The 19,095-nt window shown below is 64.0% G+C and carries 17 protein-coding genes and 1 tRNA gene; 10 read left to right on the top strand and 8 right to left on the bottom strand.

Annotation, left to right across the window (positions count from 1 at the left end; all coding sequences use genetic code 11):
• The first annotated feature begins 38 nt into the window (after nt 1-38).
• The 4 genes from LHL23_RS10910 to LHL23_RS10895 all read left to right on the top strand — a co-directional run bounded on the left by LHL23_RS10910 (nt 39) and on the right by LHL23_RS10895 (nt 5,352).
• Nucleotides 39-1,322, top strand: a complete 1,284-nt coding sequence (locus LHL23_RS10910; RefSeq protein ID WP_222477444.1) for an ABC transporter substrate-binding protein — start codon at nt 39-41, stop codon at nt 1,320-1,322.
• A gap of 118 nt (nt 1,323-1,440) precedes the next feature.
• Nucleotides 1,441-2,277, top strand: a complete 837-nt coding sequence (locus LHL23_RS10905; protein WP_222477446.1) for an ABC transporter ATP-binding protein — start codon at nt 1,441-1,443, stop codon at nt 2,275-2,277.
• Between the two features lie 17 nt (nt 2,278-2,294).
• Nucleotides 2,295-3,512 (top strand): phenylacetate--CoA ligase family protein, encoded by a 1,218-nt coding sequence (locus LHL23_RS10900; protein WP_226429886.1) that lies wholly within the window; start codon nt 2,295-2,297, stop codon nt 3,510-3,512.
• Nucleotides 3,513-3,672: 160 nt separating this feature from the next.
• A complete protein-coding gene (locus LHL23_RS10895) occupies nt 3,673-5,352 on the top strand; it encodes an ABC transporter permease (protein ID WP_226429885.1) in 1,680 nt (559 codons plus the stop codon).
• Nucleotides 5,353-5,373: 21 nt separating this feature from the next.
• On the opposite strand, the gene LHL23_RS10890 is transcribed toward LHL23_RS10895, so the two are convergent.
• The 4 genes from LHL23_RS10890 to LHL23_RS10875 form a co-directional block, all read right to left on the bottom strand.
• Entirely contained in the window at nt 5,374-6,234 is an 861-nt protein-coding gene (locus tag LHL23_RS10890) for a CobW family GTP-binding protein (RefSeq protein ID WP_226429884.1), read from the bottom strand.
• Between the two features lie 218 nt (nt 6,235-6,452).
• On the bottom strand, nt 6,453-7,469 hold the full coding sequence (locus tag LHL23_RS10885) for a Fe(3+) ABC transporter substrate-binding protein (protein WP_226429883.1): 1,017 nt from the start codon (nt 7,467-7,469) through the stop codon (nt 6,453-6,455).
• Nucleotides 7,470-7,698: 229 nt separating this feature from the next.
• The gene (gene ykgO, locus LHL23_RS10880) at nt 7,699-7,824 is read right to left on the bottom strand and encodes a type B 50S ribosomal protein L36 (protein WP_005648635.1); all 126 of its coding nucleotides are present in this window, start codon (nt 7,822-7,824) and stop codon (nt 7,699-7,701) included.
• A 79-nt stretch (nt 7,825-7,903) separates the two neighbouring features.
• A tRNA-Val gene (locus LHL23_RS10875) sits at nt 7,904-7,978 on the bottom strand.
• 163 nt (nt 7,979-8,141) lie between these two features.
• On the opposite strand from LHL23_RS10875, the gene LHL23_RS10870 reads away from it, so the two are divergent.
• Entirely contained in the window at nt 8,142-9,002 is an 861-nt protein-coding gene (locus LHL23_RS10870) for an N-formylglutamate amidohydrolase (RefSeq protein ID WP_226429882.1), read from the top strand.
• Between the two features lie 14 nt (nt 9,003-9,016).
• On the opposite strand, the gene LHL23_RS10865 is transcribed toward LHL23_RS10870, so the two are convergent.
• Complete coding sequence (locus LHL23_RS10865) at nt 9,017-10,270, bottom strand: DNA polymerase IV (RefSeq protein ID WP_226429881.1); 1,254 nt, start codon at nt 10,268-10,270, stop codon at nt 9,017-9,019.
• A 91-nt stretch (nt 10,271-10,361) separates the two neighbouring features.
• On the opposite strand from LHL23_RS10865, the gene LHL23_RS10860 reads away from it, so the two are divergent.
• Nucleotides 10,362-10,787, top strand: coding sequence for an NUDIX hydrolase (locus tag LHL23_RS10860; RefSeq protein ID WP_226429880.1), 426 nt, complete (start codon nt 10,362-10,364; stop codon nt 10,785-10,787).
• Nucleotides 10,788-11,180: 393 nt separating this feature from the next.
• Here LHL23_RS10860 and pyrF read toward each other — a convergent pair whose 3' ends face one another.
• A complete protein-coding gene (gene pyrF, locus LHL23_RS10855; protein WP_226429879.1) occupies nt 11,181-11,897 on the bottom strand; it encodes an orotidine-5'-phosphate decarboxylase in 717 nt (238 codons plus the stop codon).
• Nucleotides 11,898-12,236: 339 nt separating this feature from the next.
• Between pyrF and clpB the strand changes: the two genes are divergently transcribed.
• Nucleotides 12,237-14,855, top strand: coding sequence for an ATP-dependent chaperone ClpB (gene clpB / locus LHL23_RS10850; protein ID WP_226429878.1), 2,619 nt, complete (start codon nt 12,237-12,239; stop codon nt 14,853-14,855).
• A 63-nt stretch (nt 14,856-14,918) separates the two neighbouring features.
• Here clpB and LHL23_RS10845 read toward each other — a convergent pair whose 3' ends face one another.
• Entirely contained in the window at nt 14,919-15,617 is a 699-nt protein-coding gene (locus LHL23_RS10845) for an SDR family oxidoreductase (RefSeq protein WP_226429877.1), read from the bottom strand.
• A 294-nt stretch (nt 15,618-15,911) separates the two neighbouring features.
• Between LHL23_RS10845 and LHL23_RS10840 the strand changes: the two genes are divergently transcribed.
• Nucleotides 15,912-16,568 carry a TVP38/TMEM64 family protein gene (locus LHL23_RS10840; protein WP_226429876.1) on the top strand — a complete coding sequence of 219 codons (657 nt, stop codon included), beginning with the start codon at nt 15,912-15,914 and terminating at the stop codon, nt 16,566-16,568.
• Between the two features lie 34 nt (nt 16,569-16,602).
• Here the strand turns inward: LHL23_RS10840 and LHL23_RS10835 are convergent, their stop codons facing one another.
• Entirely contained in the window at nt 16,603-17,172 is a 570-nt protein-coding gene (locus LHL23_RS10835; protein ID WP_226429982.1) for a hypothetical protein, read from the bottom strand.
• Between the two features lie 275 nt (nt 17,173-17,447).
• Between LHL23_RS10835 and msrP the strand changes: the two genes are divergently transcribed.
• Complete coding sequence (msrP, locus tag LHL23_RS10830) at nt 17,448-18,353, top strand: protein-methionine-sulfoxide reductase catalytic subunit MsrP (protein WP_226429875.1); 906 nt, start codon at nt 17,448-17,450, stop codon at nt 18,351-18,353.
• A gap of 13 nt (nt 18,354-18,366) precedes the next feature.
• Nucleotides 18,367-18,990, top strand: coding sequence for a protein-methionine-sulfoxide reductase heme-binding subunit MsrQ (msrQ, locus tag LHL23_RS10825; protein ID WP_226429874.1), 624 nt, complete (start codon nt 18,367-18,369; stop codon nt 18,988-18,990).
• Nucleotides 18,991-19,095: the final 105 nt, after the last annotated feature.

Here is a 19,095-nt window from a genome sequence, read left to right as displayed (position 1 = left end):
ACAACCATCGGATAAGACCAAAGGGAGGATTTAAGCCGATGAAAAAGACACTGACCACTCTGGCGCTCGGCGCCGCGATGGCAGCCGGGCCGGCAATGGCGGACCTGGTGTTCCCGGACCTCAGCTACCGCACCGGGCCTTATGCGGCGGGCGGCATCCCGTTCTCGGACGGCTACAACGACTATTTCACCCTGCTGAACGAACGCGACGGCGGCATCGGCGGTGTCAAGGCCAAGGTGGTCGAATGCGAGACCGGCTATAACACCGAGAAGGGTGTGGAATGCTATGAATCGACCAAGGGCCAGGGCGCGCTGATCTATCAGCCGCTGTCCACCGGCATCACCTATCAGCTGATCCCCAAAGTGACCGCGGACAACATCCCGCTGCACACCATGGGCTATGGCCGCACCTCGGCTGCCAACGGCGAAGTGTTCAGCCATGTGTTCAACTACCCGGCCAACTACTGGAACGGCGCCTCGGGCGTGGTGAACTACCTGCTGGAGGAAAACGGCGGCGATCTGAGCGGCAAGAAGATTGCGCTGGTCTACCACAACTCGGCATACGGCAAGGAGCCGATCCGCACCTTGGAGGAGCTGTCCAAGAAGCACGGGTTCGAGCTGGTGGCCCTGCCGGTCGATCACCCGGGCCAGGAGCAGAAGTCGCAGTGGCTGCAGATCCGCCGCGACCGTCCCGACTATGTCGTGATGTGGGGCTGGGGCGTGATGAACCAGGTGGCGATCCAGGAAGCCGCCAACATCCGCTTCCCGATGGAGAATTTCATCGGCGTGTGGTGGTCTGGCGCCGAGCATGACGTGATGCCGGCAGGCGCCAAGGCAGATGGCTACAAGGCGGTGACCTTCCACAACGTTGGCCGCGACTTCCCGGTGTTTGACGACATCCAGAAATACGTCGTCGATGCGGGCAAGGCTGCAGGCGCCGGCGATCAGGTTGGCAACGTGCTCTATAACCGCGGCATGTACGCGGCGATGCTGGCAGCAGAGGCCGCCAAGACCGCGCAGGAAATCCACGGCACTGCGGACATCACCGCGGCGATGATGCGCGACGGCATGGAAGCGCTGGTGATCGACGAGGCCAAGATGGAAGCGCTGGGGATGCCGAACTTCGGCCCGACCTTCAACGTCTCCTGCGAAAACCACGGCGGCCCCGGCCTGGTGGGCGTGACCCAGTGGGATGCCGACAGCAAGACCTGGTCGCTGATTTCGGACTTCAAACCGTCTGACACCGAAGTGATCGGCAAGCTGATCGAAGAGGACTCGGCTGCCTACGCGTCCGAGAACAACATCGAGCCCCGCTGCAACTAAGGGCTTTGACCGGCCCTGCCTTGGCGGGGCCGGGAACAACCGGTGCGGCGGGGAGCCGCCGCGCCACAAGAACGGGGTCCCGGCTTAAGGTCCGGGACAGGCATGAGGACACGCTTTGATGCTGGATGCAGCGAACACCGCCGAGGTGCAGGCCGAGACCCTGCTGGAGGTCAACAATATCGAGGTGATCTACAATCACGTGATCCTCGTCCTGAAGGGCGTGAGCCTGAATGTGCCCAAGGGCGGCATCACTGCTTTGCTGGGCGGCAACGGGGCTGGCAAGACCACGACGCTGAAGGCCGTGTCGAACCTGCTGCATTCGGAGCGCGGCGAAGTCACCAAGGGCTCGATCAAGTACCGCGGTGAGCATGTGCACGAACAGGACCCGGCCGAGCTGGTGAAGAAGGGTGTGATCCAGGTGATGGAAGGCCGCCACTGCTTTGAACACCTGACGGTTGAGGAGAACCTGCTGACCGGCGCCTATACCCGCAGGGACAGCGGCGCCGACATTCAGAAAGACCTGGAGATGGTCTACCACTATTTCCCGCGCCTCAAGGAGCGCCGCAAGAGCCAGGCGGGCTATACCTCGGGCGGCGAGCAGCAGATGGTAGCGATGGGCCGTGCGCTGATGTCGCGGCCGGAGACGATCTTGCTGGATGAGCCTTCGATGGGGCTGGCGCCGCAGCTGGTGGAGCAGATCTTTGAGATCGTGAAAGCGGTGAACGAGAATGAGGGCGTGACATTCCTCCTGGCGGAGCAGAACACCAATGTCGCCCTGCGGTACGCGCACTACGGCTATATCCTGGAATCCGGCCGGGTGGTGATGGACGGGCCTGCAGCGGAGCTGCGGGAGAACCCGGATGTGAAGGAATTTTACCTTGGCATGTCGGATGAAGGGCGCAAGAGCTTCCGCGACGTGCGGTCCTACCGCCGCCGCAAGAGGTGGCTGAGCTGATGCGGGGAGATGACGTGATGAGCAATTTTGACACGCTTGAAACCCGCAGCAGCGACGAACGCGCTGCCGATCTGGCCAAGGCGCTGCCGGAGCAGATCGCCCGCGCCAAATCCGCCCCCGGCTACGCCGGGATGCTGGACGGCGTAGACCCCGGGGCCGTTGCATCGGTCGAGGCGCTGGCGGCGCTGCCGGTGCTGCGCAAATCCGAATTGAGCCGCGCCCAGGCCGCGCATCCGCCCTTTGGCGGGTTCACCGTCAAGCCTGCAACCGGCTTTGCCCATATTTTCCAGAGCCCCGGCCCGATTTATGAGCCGGGCGGGGTGGACGGCGACTGGTGGCGCATGGGGCGGTTCCTGCATGCTGCCGGGATCGGCGCGGGCGATGTGGTGCAGAACTGCTTTGGCTATCATCTGACGCCTGCCGGCATGATCTTTGAAAACGGCGCGCGGGCGGTGGGTGCCGCGGTGCTGCCGGCAGGCACCGGACAGACCGAGCTGCAGGTGACTGCCGCCCGCGATGTGGGCGCCACGGCCTACGCAGGGACGCCGGATTACCTGAAGGTGATCCTGGACAAGGCGGATGCGATGGGCGTGGAGCTGATGTTCTCGAAGGCCGCGGTAGGCGGCGGTGCGCTGTTCCCCAGCTTGCGCCAGGAGTATGCCGACCGCGGAATATCCTGCCTGCAGTGCTATGCCACTGCCGATCTGGGCAATATCGCTTATGAAAGCCCTGCGATGGAGGGCATGATTGTCGACGAGCATGTGATCGTTGAAATCGTCACCCCCGGCACCGGCAACCCTGTCAGCCCTGGCGAGGTGGGCGAAGTTGTGGTGACCACGCTCAACCCGGATTACCCGCTGATCCGCTTTGCCACCGGCGATCTGTCGGCGGTGATGCCAGGTGTTTCGCCCTGCGGCCGCACCAACATTCGGATCAAGGGGTGGATGGGCCGGGCCGATCAGACCACCAAGATCAAGGGCATGTTCGTGCGCCCCGAGCAGGTGGCCGCGCTGGTCGAGAAGCATGACGAAATCGTCAAGGCCCGGGTCATTGCCAGCCGCGATGGCGAGATGGACGCGATGACCGTGCAGATCGAGGCCAAGGGCGGCGACGAGGCAGCCTTTGCCCGTTCTGTGGTTGAGGTGCTGAAGCTCAAGGGCAAGGTCGAGGTGGTGGCGCCGGATGCGCTGCCGAAGGACGGGCTGGTGATCGAGGACCAGCGGACGTACGACTGACGCTGCTGCTGAAACAGGACAACGGGCGCCGCAGCCAGGCGCCCGTTTCTCTTTTCTGAAGACCGTATGGCGTGCGCCGCGCTTTCCGGCTGGAATTTCTGACTGGAATAGTCGAAATAGGGCGGTGTGAAACTTCCGCCGGATCCGTGCTGCTGCAAAAATGACTGCTGCAAATGACCCCATAGAATACGCTCCGCATGGCCGCCGCCGCGGCGGCAAGGGCGGCGGCAGCGCCTTTGCCGTGCTGGCTTGGCTGGTGGCGCTGTCCTGCCTGCTGCCGATGGTTGCGGTAGCGCTGGCAGCGGCGTTTGGCGGCACGGAGACCATCAGGCATCTGGCGGAGACTGTGCTGCCGGGGTACTCGCTCACAACCCTGGCGCTGGTGGCAATGGTGGCGCTTGGCACTTTTGCCATCGGCACCGGTGCCGCCTGGCTGGTGACCATGACCCGGTTTCCCGGCGTCCGCTTCCTGGAAGTGGCGCTGGTCCTGCCGCTGGCCTTTCCGGCCTATGTGCTGGCCTATGCCTATACCCATATTCTGGACCATCCCGGGATTGTGCAAGCCAGCCTGCGGGCGGTGACGGGCTGGGGCGCGCGCGATTACTGGTTCCCGGAGATCCGCTCCACCGGCGGGGCGGCGGCGATGCTGGTGCTGGTTCTCTATCCCTATGTCTACCTGCTGGCGCGGGCCGCCTTCATGCAGCAGAGCGCAGGCGCGTTTTTGGCGGCGCGGGCGCTCGGCAAGAATTCCTGGCAGGCGTTCTGGCTGGTCAGCCTGCCGATGGCGCGGCCGGCCATTGCCTCGGGCGTCTTGCTGGCGGTGATGGAGACCATCGCCGATTTCGGCACGGTCTCCTACTTCGGGGTGCAGACCTTTGCCACCGGCATTTACACCAGCTGGTTCTCGCTGGGCGACCGCGGCGGCGCGGCGCAGCTGGCGCTGTGCCTGTTGGGCTTTGCGCTGACGCTGGCGGTGGTGGAGCGGGCGACGCGGGGAAGGGCGAAATACCACCACGCGGGCAAGCATCACAGCCAGATGGCGCCGGCCGAACTGGGCGGGATCAAGGCGGCGGCGGCTGTTTTCTTCTGCGCGGTTCCGGTGGTGCTTGGGTTCCTGCTGCCGGTGGCGGTGCTGTTTGCGATGAGCTTTGATTCCGAGCAAAACCTGTTCAGCCGCCGCTACATCGATTTCACCGCCAACTCGATCACCCTGGCGGCAGCTGCGGCGGTGCTGACGGTGGCGGCGGCGGTGTGCCTCGGCTTTTACCAGCGGCTGCGGCCCGGGCGGGTGTCCGCTGCCGCGGCCTATTTCGCGAGGCTGGGCTATGCCGTGCCGGGTGGGGTGATTGCGGTCGGGCTGATCGTGCCGTTTGCGGCCTTTGACAACGCGCTGGATGCCTGGATGCGGGAGACCTTCGGGATCCGTACCGGGCTCTTGGTGACAGGCTCGATCTGGCTGCTGGTTGCGGCTTACGGCGTGCGGTTCATGGCGGCCGCATTGGGGGCCTATGAGGGCGGCCAGGCGACGATGCATTCGAACATGGATGCGGCGGCGCGGTCGCTGGGGCAGGGGCCGATGGGGATGCTGCGGCGGGTGCATCTGCCGATCCTGACTCCCAGCCTGCTGACAGCGCTGCTGATCGTCTTTGTGGATGTGATGAAGGAGCTGCCCGCGACCCTGATCATGCGGCCCTTCAACTTTGACACGCTGGCGGTGCAGGCGCACCGGCTGGCCGCGGACGAGCGACTGGAAGGGGCGGCGGTGCCATCGCTGGTGATCATGGCGGTCGGGCTGCTGCCGGTGATCCTGATCTGCCGCCAGGTGGGGCGGCGGCGCTAGAAAAGAACAGGCCAGGGCGGCTTATGCCGCCCACCAGGCCTCGATCTCTTCGCGGGAAATCCGGTCTGCCGGGCCCAGGCCGACCAGGAGCGTCTCCTCCGCCGCGCAGCGTTTGGCCTCCACATGGCGGCCGACCACATGCAGCTCATAGGCGCCGCCGGTGGTCAGCACAAAACCCTTCATCCGGTAAAGCCCGGCTGGCCGCTCCGCCAGCTTGTCCCCCAGCGCGCGGCGGTCCAGAACGGTGCTGCTGCGGTGCTGCCAAGTGGTGTAGGCGGGGTGCGCTGCCACCGGGCGTCCCTTGGGCAGCGGCACCACGTCAAACAGAAGTTCTGCCACCGGGGAGCCGTTCAGCACAGTCGGCGTGCGCGCGCCGGCCTTGGCCAGAAGCGTCCCGAGCGGGTCGCTGATCTCGTCGCATTTGGTGGCAATCACCAGGTCGGCGGCACGGATCTGCTGTTCTGCCTGCGGTGCCACCAGCTGATCGCTGAGCAGGGCTTCGGCATTTTCCGCATCCACCAGGGTGACGATGCCGCCGTAGCTGAGGCTGGATTCGTTCAGGACGGAGTTGGCGATGGCCACCGGGTCGGAGATGCCGCTGGCCTCGATCACCAGGTGGTCCGGGCGCTCAGGGCGGTTCAGAACCTCGCGCAGGGCCAGCGAAAGGTCGTCGCCCATCGTGCAGCAAACGCAGCCGTTGGTCAGGGCGATCTTGCCCCCGTCGGTTTCCTGGATCAGGGCATCATCAATGTTGACGGCGCCAAAGTCGTTGACGATCACCGCCAGTTTCAGCCCGTGGTCTTCACCCAGAAGCCGGTTGATCAGGGTGGTTTTGCCTGCGCCCAGATACCCGCTGACAATCGTTACCGGTAACCTGTTCATACCTTTCGCGCCTCTTGGACGCGGCGTGCCTGCCACTGCATGATTCCCCCCTGAAAATGATGCGGGAACCTATAGGGTGCTGCCGGCAACGGGTCTAGCAAAAGCGATGATACGAACGGCTCTGCTCCGCTGCGCCGCATGTTGTGGCATTTGGGGAACGCAAAGCTGAATGAAGGCGCGGCTGATGCCGCGCCTTTCTGCTGGTTATTGGCCGGTGTTTATTTCCAGCCGACGTCGTTGAAGATCTTTTGCGCCTCGGGAAGGTTCTTGGCGACCTCAGACAGGTTCACGTCATCTGGCTTGAAGTGGCCAAGGGCTGCGATCGACGGGGCCAGGCCGACGCCGGACACAGCCGGGTATTCGTCATTGCCGGCCGAGAAATACGCCTGGGCGGAATCGCTGGAAAGGTATTCCAGGAACTTGATAGCGTTTTCCTTGTTCGGGGCATGCACGGCCACGCCGCCGCCCGACAGGTTCATATGCGCGCCTTCCGCGTTCTGGGAGGGGAACAGCCAGCCGATCTGATCGCGGTTGTCCGAGATGCCCTTGACGTCTTTGCGGATCGAACGGGCAAAGTAATAGCTGTTTGCCACGGCAATATCGCATTCGCCGGAAATGATGCCGCGCATCTGGTCTGTGTCGCCGCCCTGCGGGTCACGGGCCATGTTGGCGACCACGCCTTCGGCCCATTCACGGGCTTTTTCGGCACCGTGGTGGGTCACGATCGAGGCCAGCAGGGTCTGGTTGTAGGTGTTCTTGGATGAGCGGATGCAAACCTGGCCCTTGTAAGCGGGATCTGCCAGGTCCAGGTAGGTTTGCGGCGGGTTGGCCACCCCATCCTTGTCATAGAAGATGATGCGTGCGCGCTGGCTGAAGCCGAACCACTGGTTGTCTTCATCCTGGAGGTAGGCAGGAACGCGGGTTTCCAGCACGTCGCTGTCGATGCTTTGCAGGACGCCGGCCTCCTTGGCGCGGGTCAGGCGAGAGGTGTCGACGGTGATCAGGATGTCCGCCGGGGAGTTTTCGCCTTCGGCATTCATCCGGGCGATCAGCTCATCGGCGTTGCCTTCGATGCGGTTGATGGTGATGCCGGTGGCCTCTTCGAATTCAGAGTAGAGCTGCTCGTCGGTGTCGTAATGGCGCGAGGAGTAGATGTTCAGCTCGCCCTCGGCTGCAGCGGCGGTTGCGACGGCTGCGCTCAGCGCGCCGGCCAGTACGGTTGTTGCTTTCAGCATTGGATGTCCCGTTCTTGGTTAGATCAGTATTCCGACTGAAAGAGTCGATTAAAGCATCTGGCGGCAGATGCAATGAATTTCCGACTGAAATACTCGGAAAGTTTGCCGCACCGGGGGTGTTGCCCGGGCGCGGAAGGTTCCGGCCAGGCAGGCGCGGGGAAATCGCGTCCCCAAAAGCAAAAAAACCGCATCGGATGATGCGGTTTTCTGCATGTCGCTGGATCGGATCTTAGCCCTGGCGCGCTTTGAACTTGCGCTGGGTCTTGTTGATCACGTAAACGCGGCCTTTGCGGCGCACAACCCGGCAATCGCGGTGCCGGTTCTTCAGCGAGCGGAGCGAGTTCTTGACCTTCATGGTCTCTCTCCTTGTCTGCGGCGCGAACCAGCGCCTGGGTTAGCGGGTGCCTTGGCCGTGGCCAGGGCAGTGAATGGAATGGTGGGCGATACAAGGATCGAACTTGTGACCCCTTCGATGTCAACGAAGTGCTCTACCGCTGAGCTAATCGCCCACTCTGGCCTGCGCGCCGTTCCTGCCCCTCAGAAGTGAAAGGGGCGCGGGGTGCCGCGCCGGTGAGGGGGTCTATAAATAGAGTCGCCGGCGGGTGCAAGAGCTTTTGACCGCAGAAATTTCCGCGATATGCTGTTTCTTGCAAAAGAAGCACCGGAGCAAGGATGCCTGATACAGCGTTTTCCGTGATTTCCCCGCAGAAACTGGCTTCGGCAGTGGTTTTTGCCTCTCCGCACAGCGGCACGGACTATACCGATTCCTTTTTGGCACAGTCGATTCTGGGGCGGCAGGAGATCCGCAGCTCGGAAGATGCCTTTGTCGACTTGCTGTTTCAGACGGCGCCGGAGTTCGGTGCGCCGCTGCTGAAAGCCTTGAAGCCGCGCGCCTATCTGGATCTGAACCGCTCGCCCGATGAACTGGACCCGGCGGTGATCGAAGGGGTGCAGCGGCGCGGCCAGAACCCGCGGGTGGCCTCCGGCCTGGGGGTGATTCCGCGGGTGGTCGCAAATGGCAGGGCCATTTACAGCGGCAAGCTGCCGCTGGCGGAGGCGGAGCAGCGGATCCGGGCCTGCTGGCACCCTTACCACAAAGCTCTGAAGGGGCTGCTGGAGCAGGCGCACTACCAGTTCGGCCAGGCGATTCTGGTGGATTGCCATTCGATGCCGCATGAGGCGGTGGACGCGATGGCCCCCCGGGGCGCGGGCAAGCCGGAGATTGTTCTGGGCGACCGGTTCGGGGCGGCGGCTGACAGCGGCGTGGTCGACCGGATTGAAGCGGCCTTTGCCGCCGCCGGGCTGAAGGTGGCGCGCAACACGCCCTTTGCCGGTGCTTATATCGCCCAGACCTATGGCCGCCCGTCACGGCGCCAGCACGCGGTGCAGATCGAGATCGACCGGGCGCTCTATATGGACGAGGCCAATGTCCGGCCCAATGCAAATTTCGAGCCGCTGCGGAAGCTGCTGCGCCAGGTGGTGGCGGAAATCGCCGTTATCGGCCAGGAGGAACTGCCGCTGGCGGCGGAATAGCCGCTGCCTGCGCATCAGCGCAAGGCGCGGCCCTTCAGGATCGCGCTTTCCCCGAATCTCTTGCGGATGGCATCGGTGGCGCGTTCTGCCTCTGCCCGTTTGCCGGCCTGCGGGTCCAAAAGGTCGCCGCTTTCATCGGCCTGCGACTCGGGCACCAGGTCTGAAATCCCGCAGCCCAACAGCCGGTAAGGGCCCTCGTTGCCGACCTGATCCAGCAGGCTGCGGGCGGTACGGTAGATGCGGTCGGCAATCTGGGTCGGGCTGCGCAGGGTAACGCGGCGGGTCAGCGCCGAATGGTTGGCGCGTTTCAGCTTGAGCGTCACCACCCGCCCGGCCAGTTCCCGCGCCTTTGCCCGGTCGGAGACCTTCTCTGCCAGCCGCCACAAGTGGCCGTCGAGCACCTCCAGGCAGGCGGTGTCTTCAAAGAACGTGGTTTCGTTGGAGATCGACTTGATCGGGGCATGGGCCGAAACCCGGCGCCGGTCCTGGCCGCGGGCCAGATGCCACAACCGGTCGCCCATGGAACCGAAGCGGCTGTGCAGGGCCTCGCGGTCCCAGCGCAGCAGGTCCGAGAAGGTGCGGATGCCGGCCTTGTCGAGGCTGGCTTGTGCCGCCGGGCCGATGCCCCAGATCAGCCGCACCGGTCTCTCGCGCAGGAAATCATCCGTCTCCGCCTTGCCGATCACCGAAAACCCGCGCGGCTTGTCCAGGTCGGAGGCGACCTTGGCCAGGAACTTGTTGTGGGAAAGACCGATGGAGCCGGTGACGCCCAGTTCGTCCTTCATCCGCTTGACTAGCCGTGCCAGCATCACCGCCGGCGGTGCGCCATGCAGCTTTTCGGTGCCGGTGAGATCCATGAAGGCCTCATCCAGCGACAGCGGCTCCACGTCCGGTGTCAGCTCGTTCATCATCTTGCGGATCTCGCGGCTGACTTCGACGTAGACATTCATCCGCGGTTTGATGACGACTGCATCCGGACAGAGCTTCAGCGCCTGAAACATCGGCATGGCCGATCGCACCCCGCGCACGCGTGCAATGTAGCAGGCGGTGGAGACAACCCCGCGCTTGCCGCCGCCGATGATCACCGGCTTGGTGGCGAGCTCAGGGTTGTCGCGTTTTTCGACGCTGGCATAGAAAGCGTCGCAATCCATGTGGGCAATGCTGAGGGAAAACAGCTCCTCATGCGCCTTGATCCGCGGGCTGCCGCAATGGGGGCAGCGCCGGGCGGGGGCGATCTGGCTCAGGCAGTCTCGGCAAAGGGCATGCATGGGGAGGCGGCGGGCTATGGTTGCGGGTAGGCAAGTTTAACTTGGAGCGGAAGCCTTGTCTTTAGCGCGCCGGGTGGCCAAGTGACAGATCATGACATCTGCAGGCGAGGATTTTGCCGGCGCCAAGCTGGCGGTGTTTCTGGGGCAGGACCTGCTTGTCATCCAGCGGGATGACAAGCCGGGTATTCCCTATCCCGGGCATTGGGACCTGCCGGGCGGCGGGCGGGAGGGGCTGGAAAGCCCTGAAGACTGCGCGCTGCGCGAGACGCAGGAAGAGGTCGGGCTGGTGCTGAAGCCGGATGTGCTGATCTGGTCCCGGGCGTACCAGCGGCCGCACGGGCGGGTCTGGTTCTTTGCCGCGCATCTGCCGGCGGCGGCTGCGGGGGAGATCCGGTTCGGCAACGAAGGGCAGGGCTGGGCCCTGATGGCGCCTGAGGCCTATTGCTCACACCAATTGGCGGTGCCGCATTTTGCGGACCGGCTGCGGGAATATCTTATGGCGCGGCCTGTGCGGTAGTGGGCTGAAAAGAAAGATCCCCCGCTGGTATGCGGGGGGAAGGTGACGGGTCTCAGGAAGAAAAGCCCGTCTGGGGAGTGTCTCAATTTGAGAATCTCCCAGATGGCGCTGTTTCGCAAAGTTTGCGGGGCTTGGCATTGGCTGCGGGTTTTGCGGGTGTGCTTTTTGAGGCACAGGACGATTTGGCGCAGAAAATGTCTCTGCGGCGGGTTTCGTCAGCGAAAAGAGCGGCTTGACGTTGCGTCAATGGCGGGCAGCGGAGCGGCGGGCCGGAAAATGGTGCACCTGCCGTACATTTTTCTTTCTGCCTAAATTTTAGGCATATCTGGGGCCGTGCAGGCTTTCGGCCCCGCAATTCCCACGAGAGCCCCGTTTCCGGATGCGGCCGGGGTGTTACGCCTGTACGCCGGCCAGCTCTGCCAGGATGGCCTCAGCTGCGGCGCGGGGGCTGTCTGCTTTCCAGATCGGGCGGCCCACGACGATGTGGTCGGCACCGTCTGCAATGGCGCTGGCCGGGGTGGCGACGCGTTTCTGGTCGCCAAGATCGGCGCCGGCGGGGCGCACGCCCGGGGTGACAATCAGTTTGCCCGCAGCCTCGGGCAGGGCGCGGATCAGCGCCGCTTCCTGAGGGCTGGCGATGACGCCGTCGGCGCCAGCAGCAAAGGCATTGCCTGCGCGCTCCAGCACAAGATCCTGCACCGCGCCCTGCTTGATCAGTGCGCCGTCCAGATCCTGGCGGTCCAGCGAGGTGAGGATCGTGACGGCGAGAATCTTGAGGTCCTTGCCCGCGGCGCCCTCCTTGGCCGCGCGCACCACATAAGGGTCGCCATGCACGGTGAGGAAGTCGAGGTCGAACTGCGCTAGACCGCGCACCGCGCTTTCCACAGTGGCGCCGATGTCGAAGAGTTTCATGTCGAGGAAGATGCGCTTGCCGTGCTCCTGCTTCAGCTCATTGGCCAGCGCCAGGCCACCGCCGGTGAGCATGCCGAGGCCGATCTTGTAGAAGGAGACCGCATCGCCCAGCTGCTCGGCGAGCTTCAGGCCCGCCAGCGCATTGGGGACATCCATGGCAACAATCAGGCGGTCGTCGGCGCGCGGGGCTTGGGTCATGGCGGGGTCCTCTTGTGGCGGGTTCGGCGTGAAACTGGCGTTTCATACGCAAGGGGCCGCGGTTCGGCAAGGCGCAGCGGGGCGCTCCCGCAACTGAAGCTGCCCCTGCGGGACAGATTGCAGTTTTGGGCCCGGCGCCGCGCAGGCGCGCGGCGCGGCTGCGCCCGGAGCCGCTGCAGGGGCGCAAAGTTGACGCAGGTCAGGGTTTTGCTCACCTTTTCCGGTGAATATGGGTTGAAGCGGCAGGATCGCTTCCCAAATTGAACCTTGAGGCCCGGACCGGGGCGTGCCGCCTAGCGGGCGCTGCCAAGAACAGGGCGCTTGAAAAAGGAGAGCAAGATGGACTTGAACAAGTTCACGGAGCGTGCACGGGGTTTCGTGCAGGCAGCGCAGACCATTGCGATGCGCGAGGGGCACCAGCGGCTGGTGCCGGAACATATTCTGAAAGCATTGATGGATGACGACCAGGGGCTGGCGAGCAACCTGATTTCCCGCGCAGGCGGTGTGCCAGCGCGTGTTGTGGAGGCCGTCGAAGCGGCTGTTGCCAAACAGCCCAAGGTGAGCGGCGATGCGGCTCAGATCTATTTGGACGGGCAGACCGCTAAGGTGCTGGACGAGGCCGCCAAGATCGCTGAGAAGGCTGGAGACAGTTTTGTTCCCGTTGAGCGTGTGCTGATGGCACTGTGCATGGTGAAGTCCAAGGCCAAGGACGCGCTGGAGGCAGGTGCTGTCACGGCACAGAAACTGAATGAAGCCATTAACGATATCCGCAAGGGGCGCACCGCTGACTCTGCGACGGCTGAGGAAGGCTATGACGCGTTGAAGAAATACGCGCGCGACCTGACTGATGCGGCCCGCGAGGGTAAGATCGACCCGATCATTGGCCGGGATGAGGAAATCCGCCGCTCGATGCAGGTGCTGAGCCGCCGGACCAAGAACAACCCAGTGCTGATCGGGGAGCCGGGCGTGGGTAAAACCGCAATTGCCGAGGGCATGGCACTGCGCATCATCAACGGTGATGTGCCGGAGAGCTTGCGCGACAAGAAGCTGCTGTCACTGGACATGGGGGCGCTGATTGCTGGTGCCAAGTACCGCGGCGAGTTTGAAGAGCGCCTGAAGGCGGTGCTGACCGAGGTGACTGAGGCCGCGGGCGAAATCATTCTGTTCATCGACGAGATGCACACGCTGGTCGGTGCAGGCAAATCCGACGGCGCAATGGATGCGGCCAATCTGATCAAACCGGCGCTGGCACGCGGCGAGCTGCACTGCGTTGGCGCGACTACGCTGGATGAATACCGCAAATATGTGGAGAAGGACGCGGCGCTGGCCCGCCGGTTCCAGCCGGTGATGGTGACGGAGCCGACGGTGGAGGATACTGTCTCGATCCTGCGGGGCATCAAGGAGAAGTATGAGCTGCACCACGGGGTGCGCATCGCCGATGCGGCACTGGTGGCGGCGGCGACCCTGTCGAACCGCTATATCACCGACCGTTTTCTGCCGGACAAGGCAATCGACCTGATGGATGAGGCCGCCTCCCGCCTGCGGATGCAAGTGGACAGCAAACCGGAGGATCTGGACGCGCTGGACCGGCAGATCCTGCAGATGCAGATCGAGGAAGAGGCGCTGAAACTGGAAGACGATGCGGCCTCCAGGGACCGGCTGACAACGCTGCAGAAGGAGCTGTCTGAACTGCAGGAGCAGTCCGCCGAGATGACCGCGCAGTGGCAGTCGGAGCGGGACAAGCTGGCTTCGGCCCGCGACCTGAAGGAGCAGCTGGACCGTGCCCGCGCCGAATTGGACATAGCCAAGCGGGAAGGCAACCTCGCCAAGGCGGGGGAGTTGTCCTATGGCGTCATTCCGGGGCTGGAGAAACAACTGGCGGATGCCGAGAAGAAGGAACAGCAGGGGCTGATGGTCGAGGAGGCCGTACGGCCTGAGCAGATCGCCGCCGTTGTCGAGCGGTGGACCGGCATTCCGACCTCCAAGATGCTGGAGGGTGAGCGCGAAAAGCTTCTGCGCATGGAAGATGAGCTGCACCGCCGGGTGATCGGCCAGAACGCGGCTGTGACTGCGGTGGCCAATGCGGTGCGCCGGGCGCGTGCCGGACTGAACGATGAGAACCGGCCGCTGGGCTCTTTCCTGTTTCTTGGGCCGACCGGCGTTGGCAAGACGGAACTCACCAAGGCGGTGGCGGGTTTCCTGTTCGACGATGAGCACGCGATGGTGCGGGTCGACATGTCGGAGTTCATGGAGAAGCATTCGGTGGCCCGCCTGATCGGTGCGCCTCCGGGCTATGTCGGCTACGACGAGGGCGGGGTGCTGACTGAAGCCGTGCGCCGCCGCCCCTATCAGGTGGTGCTGTTCGACGAGGTCGAAAAGGCGCATCCGGATGTGTTCAACGTGCTGCTGCAGGTGCTGGATGACGGCGTTCTGACCGATGGCCAGGGCCGCACCGTGGACTTCAAGCAGACTCTGATCGTGCTGACCTCTAACCTTGGTGCGCAGGCGCTGAGCCAGCTGCCGGAAGGCGCTGATGCCTCTGACGCGCGGCGCGATGTGATGGACGCGGTCCGGGCGCATTTCCGGCCGGAGTTCCTGAACCGTCTGGACGAGACGATCATCTTCGACCGTCTGGCACGGGGTGACATGGACGGCATTGTCGAGATCCAGATGGCACGTCTGCTGAAACGCCTGGCAGGCCGCAAGATCGCACTGGAGCTGGATGAGGCCGCCAAGACCTGGCTGGCGGATGAGGGCTATGACCCGGTGTTCGGCGCCCGGCCGCTGAAGCGGGTGATTCAGCGCGCGCTGCAGAACCCGCTGGCCGAAGCCCTGCTGGGCGGCGAGATCAAGGACGGCGATACCGTTCCGGTCTCGGCCGGCAGCGACGGGCTGGTCATCGGTGACCGGCTGGGAACATCGGACCGGCCCCGGCCCGATGATGCCGTGGTGCATTGAAGGTAGAGAATGAAGAAGGCCCGCCAGAGATGGCGGGCCCTCTTGCCCCCTAAGGGTAAAACCTCAGCAATAAGGTGAGCGCTGTGGCCGGAGAGTCATCTCTGTCACGCAGGCAGTGTTCGGCAGGGAAACTGCTGTTGCAATCATCTCCGAGATGTCGCCGCGCTGTATCATGAGTGAACGGTCCTTGCCGGCGTCATTCACCGCTTCCGTATTTACGAAGCCTGGATGCACCAAGGTGACCCGAACGCCGTCCTCCCTGACGTCTTCAAACAGGGCTTTGGCAAAACCGGCTTGGGCATGCCGCAGGGCGCAATGAATGGCGTGGTTTTTCCATCCCAGCCAGGAAGTCGGACCGCATATGTATACATAGGCGCCCTGTGATTTAGTGATGGCCGGGAGCAGATGGGCTGTAAGCCTGATAGTGGCGCGCAAAACCTGATCAATGGATTGGTCCCAGTCGGCGAACCGGTCCGTCGAGACCGTGCCGTAGGTGAACTTGGCCGCGCAGTGCACCAGCGCGTCCAGGCTGTTCCCCGACGCAGCCCAAGCGGCCAAGGCTGCAACCTCGTCCATATTGCCCATCTCGGCAGTAAAGAGAGCGCCGGTGCCGCCGGCCTCGCGGACCATGGCAAGCGTTTCTTCCAGCGCGTCCTGCCGCCGCCCGTGAGCGAGAATATTCCAGCCTTCTGATGCGAGCCTGACAGCGGTGCCGCGCCCAATTCCGCTGGAAGCGCCGGTGATGAGTGCGGTTTTTGCCATATCCGTGCCCTCCTGATTGCTTGGCGGCAGGATAACATGAAAAAACCGGGCAGCTTCAGCCGTGGCATAGGGAGATTGCCAGCGGCACTTTGGGTTCGCGGCTGGCTGCAGGAGGCGCCTGCCTCAGAGCCGGGTGCTGGCCCTCTGCTTGCAGTTTTGACCTGAGAGGCGGCTTCACACGAGAAAGGACGTGGCCCTGAATAGCCTGCTCGCACTGGTTGGCGTCTTTTTGTCGGCTCCGCTGCGCGTTTTGTGGCGGCGCTGGAAAGCGCTAGACTGGACGCAGTTCATTGTATGAGCCCAGACACCATGATCCACCTGGGGCGCAGAACGGCCTTTGCCGCATTTCTCCTCGTGCTGCTGTGCGGCGCGCTGGCGGCCTATGTGCTGGACGGTCAGGCGCGCCCGTTGGAGGACATGGTTGCCTGGCTGCGAAGCACGGGCGCCTGGGCTCCGCTGGCGGTGGTTGTTCTAATGGTGGTGCATTCTTTTGTGCCGTTTCCGGCGGAAATCCTGGCGCTGTGCGCCGGGGCGATCTTTGGCACGCTGCTGGGGGCGGCGCTAATCTGGGCCGGGGCGATGCTGGGGGCGCTGGTGGCCTTTTGGCTGGCGCGCCGGCTGGGGCAGGAGACGGTCCGGGCCTGGCTGAGCGAGGCGCAGGCGCGGCAGCTGGATGCCTGGACCGAAGAGCGGGGCGCGCTGACGCTTCTGGCCGCGCGCCTGATCCCGGTGATTGCCTTTAACCTGATCAACTACGCCGCAGGGCTGACACGGGTCCGCCTTTTGACCTTTGTATGGACCACGGCGCTGGGCATCCTGCCGGTGACGCTGCTGTGCACTTGGTTCGGGGCGCAGATGCTGGTTATGGACTGGCCGGTGCTGGCGGCGGTTTCAGCCGGGTTGCTGATTGTCTTGTTCGCCATGCACCGGCTGGCGCGGCCGTGGATCTGATGCCGGGACAAGCGGTGCAGAGCCGCGCGGGGAGTTAGCTTCCCGCCGCCGCTTCCTTGGCCATCCGGCGCTCGTATTTGCGGCGCAGAACCTTCAGCCGCGGTTCCCAGTCATAACGGGGATCCTCGGTGGTGGCCGACCAGTAGAGCTTGCCGCCATAACGCCAGGGGTCGAGCACGATGCCCTCGTAAATGCCGCCGCCCTTGGCCGCGATCACCGCCGTCGAGTGGTCGATGCGGAAATCGCTTTTCGGCTCGGCGATGGCCCGCAGCATGGACAGTGTCCGGAAGTTCTCCTGATTGAGGCGCGCTTCCATGTCCTCGGCATAATGCACGCAGACGCCGCGGTCCTTCACACCGCTGTTCACCAGCGTGTTGTGGATGATCGGCGAGGTGGTGACATCATATTGCTCGGCCAGCTGCGCAGAGTAGCTGTAGGCGATCTCTGCCGCGCGGCGGGCCTCCCCCGGGTCGACCTCAGGGCCCATGGACTGCAGAGCGAGGGACAGCGCCTCGACATCGTTCCTGGTGGCAGTGGGGGCGGCGGTGCAGCCAGCCAGTGCGGCGGCGGCCAGCATCATCAGGGACGCAAAAAAGGATTTCATCATGGTCTGCCCGAAGCGGTTTTGATTTCCAGCCAGCATAATGAATTTGCGTGCGGGGTGCAGCGGGGAATTTTCCGGCGCTGGGGAGTCTCCGGCCGGCATGTCGGGGATGCCTTCACATTCGCGTCAGAAGGGGCGCCTGCCGCCGGATTTTCGCGGATACTGGCAGGGCTTGCAACGTTACATGCCTCTCGCGCAGTCGTGACAGGATATGTTTTGGGTTTTGCGCGCGGGACCGTTACCTGAACAGGGACCCGCAATATCAGGAGACGCAGATGGCGCGCCGCTGGACAAATGATCTGACCCTTGCCGATGCCACCCCGGAGGCGGCGTTCTGGAACCGGCGCCAAATCATGGCGGGGCTGGCGGGCACCGGGCTGGCAGCAGCGCTGGGAGGCCGGGCGCAGGCGGGGGGAGCGCTGGAGCCCAACACTTGGGAAGAGGTGACCAGCTACTGCAACTTCTACGAATTCGGCACCGGCAAAAGCGATCCTGCCGCCTATGCCGGGCGGATGACCACGACGCCGTGGAGTGTCAGGATCGACGGTCTGGTGGACAGGCCCGGTGAGTATTCCATTGAGCAGATCCTGGGGGAGATGACACTGGAGGAGCGCATCTACCGCTTCCGCTGTGTCGAGGCCTGGTCGATGGTGGTGCCCTGGCAGGGGTTTGAGCTGGCCGATCTGCTGGATCTCGCAGGCGTGCAGAGCGGGGCCGAATATGTGGCTTTCGAAACCCTCTACCGCCCGTCGGAGATGCCCGGCACCGCCTATAAGGTGCTCGACTGGCCCTACCGCGAAGGCCTGCGCCTGGATGAGGCAATGCACCCGCTGACGATCATGGCGACCGGAATCTTCGGCAAGCCGCTGCCCAACCAGAACGGCGCGCCGCTGCGGCTGGTGGTGCCGTGGAAATACGGCTTCAAGTCGATCAAGTCGGTGGTGCGGGTCACCCTGACAGACAAGGAGCCGCCGGCCAGCTGGAACATGGCCAATCCGCGCGAGTACGGTTTCTACAGCAATGTGAACCCCAATGTCTCGCACCCGCGCTGGAGCCAGGCCAGCGAGCGCCGCATCGGCGGCGGTTTGTTCGCCAAGCGGCAGCCGACGCTGATGTTCAACGGATACGGCCAGGAAGTCGCGCCGATGTACGACGGCATGGACCTGGCCGAGTACTTCTGAGGAGGCCAGCGGCATGGGACCGGTGAACCAGCTGCTCCGCCGCCTTCCAGTCTGGGCGGTCTACCTGGCCGGGATGCTGCCCGCACCCTGGCTGTTTTACCTGGGCGCAACCGGCGGCCTTGGGGTGGAGCCGATCAAGGCGCTGGAGCATGAATACGGGGAGTTGGCGCTGCAGCTGCTGATCCTGACGCTGGCCATATCCCCGCTGCGCCGGCTCGTTGGGCTGAACCTGATGAAGTTCCGCCGCGCCATCGGGCTCTTGTGCTCTTTCTATGTGCTTTGCCATCTGCTGGTCTGGCTGGTGCTGGACGTGCAGATCCCTGAACAGATCCTGGCGGATATTGCCAAGCGCCCCTACATCACCGTCGGCATGGCGGCTTTTGTCCTGTTGCTGCCGCTGGCGCTGACCTCCAACAACCTTTCGGTCCGGCGCCTGGGGCGGGCCTGGCCGCGGCTGCACCGCCTGACCTACGCGGCTGCCGTGCTGGGCGCGGTGCATTTCGTGATGCTGGTGAAGGGGTTTCAGATCGAGCCGCTGATCTACCTGGGGCTGGTGCTGGGGCTGCTTGCCCTGCGCTTGCCGGCCTTCGGGCGTGTTGGGCGGAGGCACTCTCCAAAAATGTCCGGCCGGGCGTAGGCGCTGGCCGGCCGCATCCGCCTCCGAAAAGGCCAGCAGCCGTTGCTGGGCCTTCTGCGCTACCTCAGTGTTTCTGGCGCTTTGCGGTTCTGAGATTTCGATTCC

Source organism: Leisingera sp. McT4-56 (assembly GCF_020514995.1).
In the GTDB taxonomy this organism is placed as follows: Bacteria; Pseudomonadota; Alphaproteobacteria; order Rhodobacterales; family Rhodobacteraceae; genus Leisingera; species Leisingera aquaemixtae_A.
Note: the sequence above shows the minus strand (reverse complement) of the source record. Positions and strands in the feature narration are given on the sequence as shown.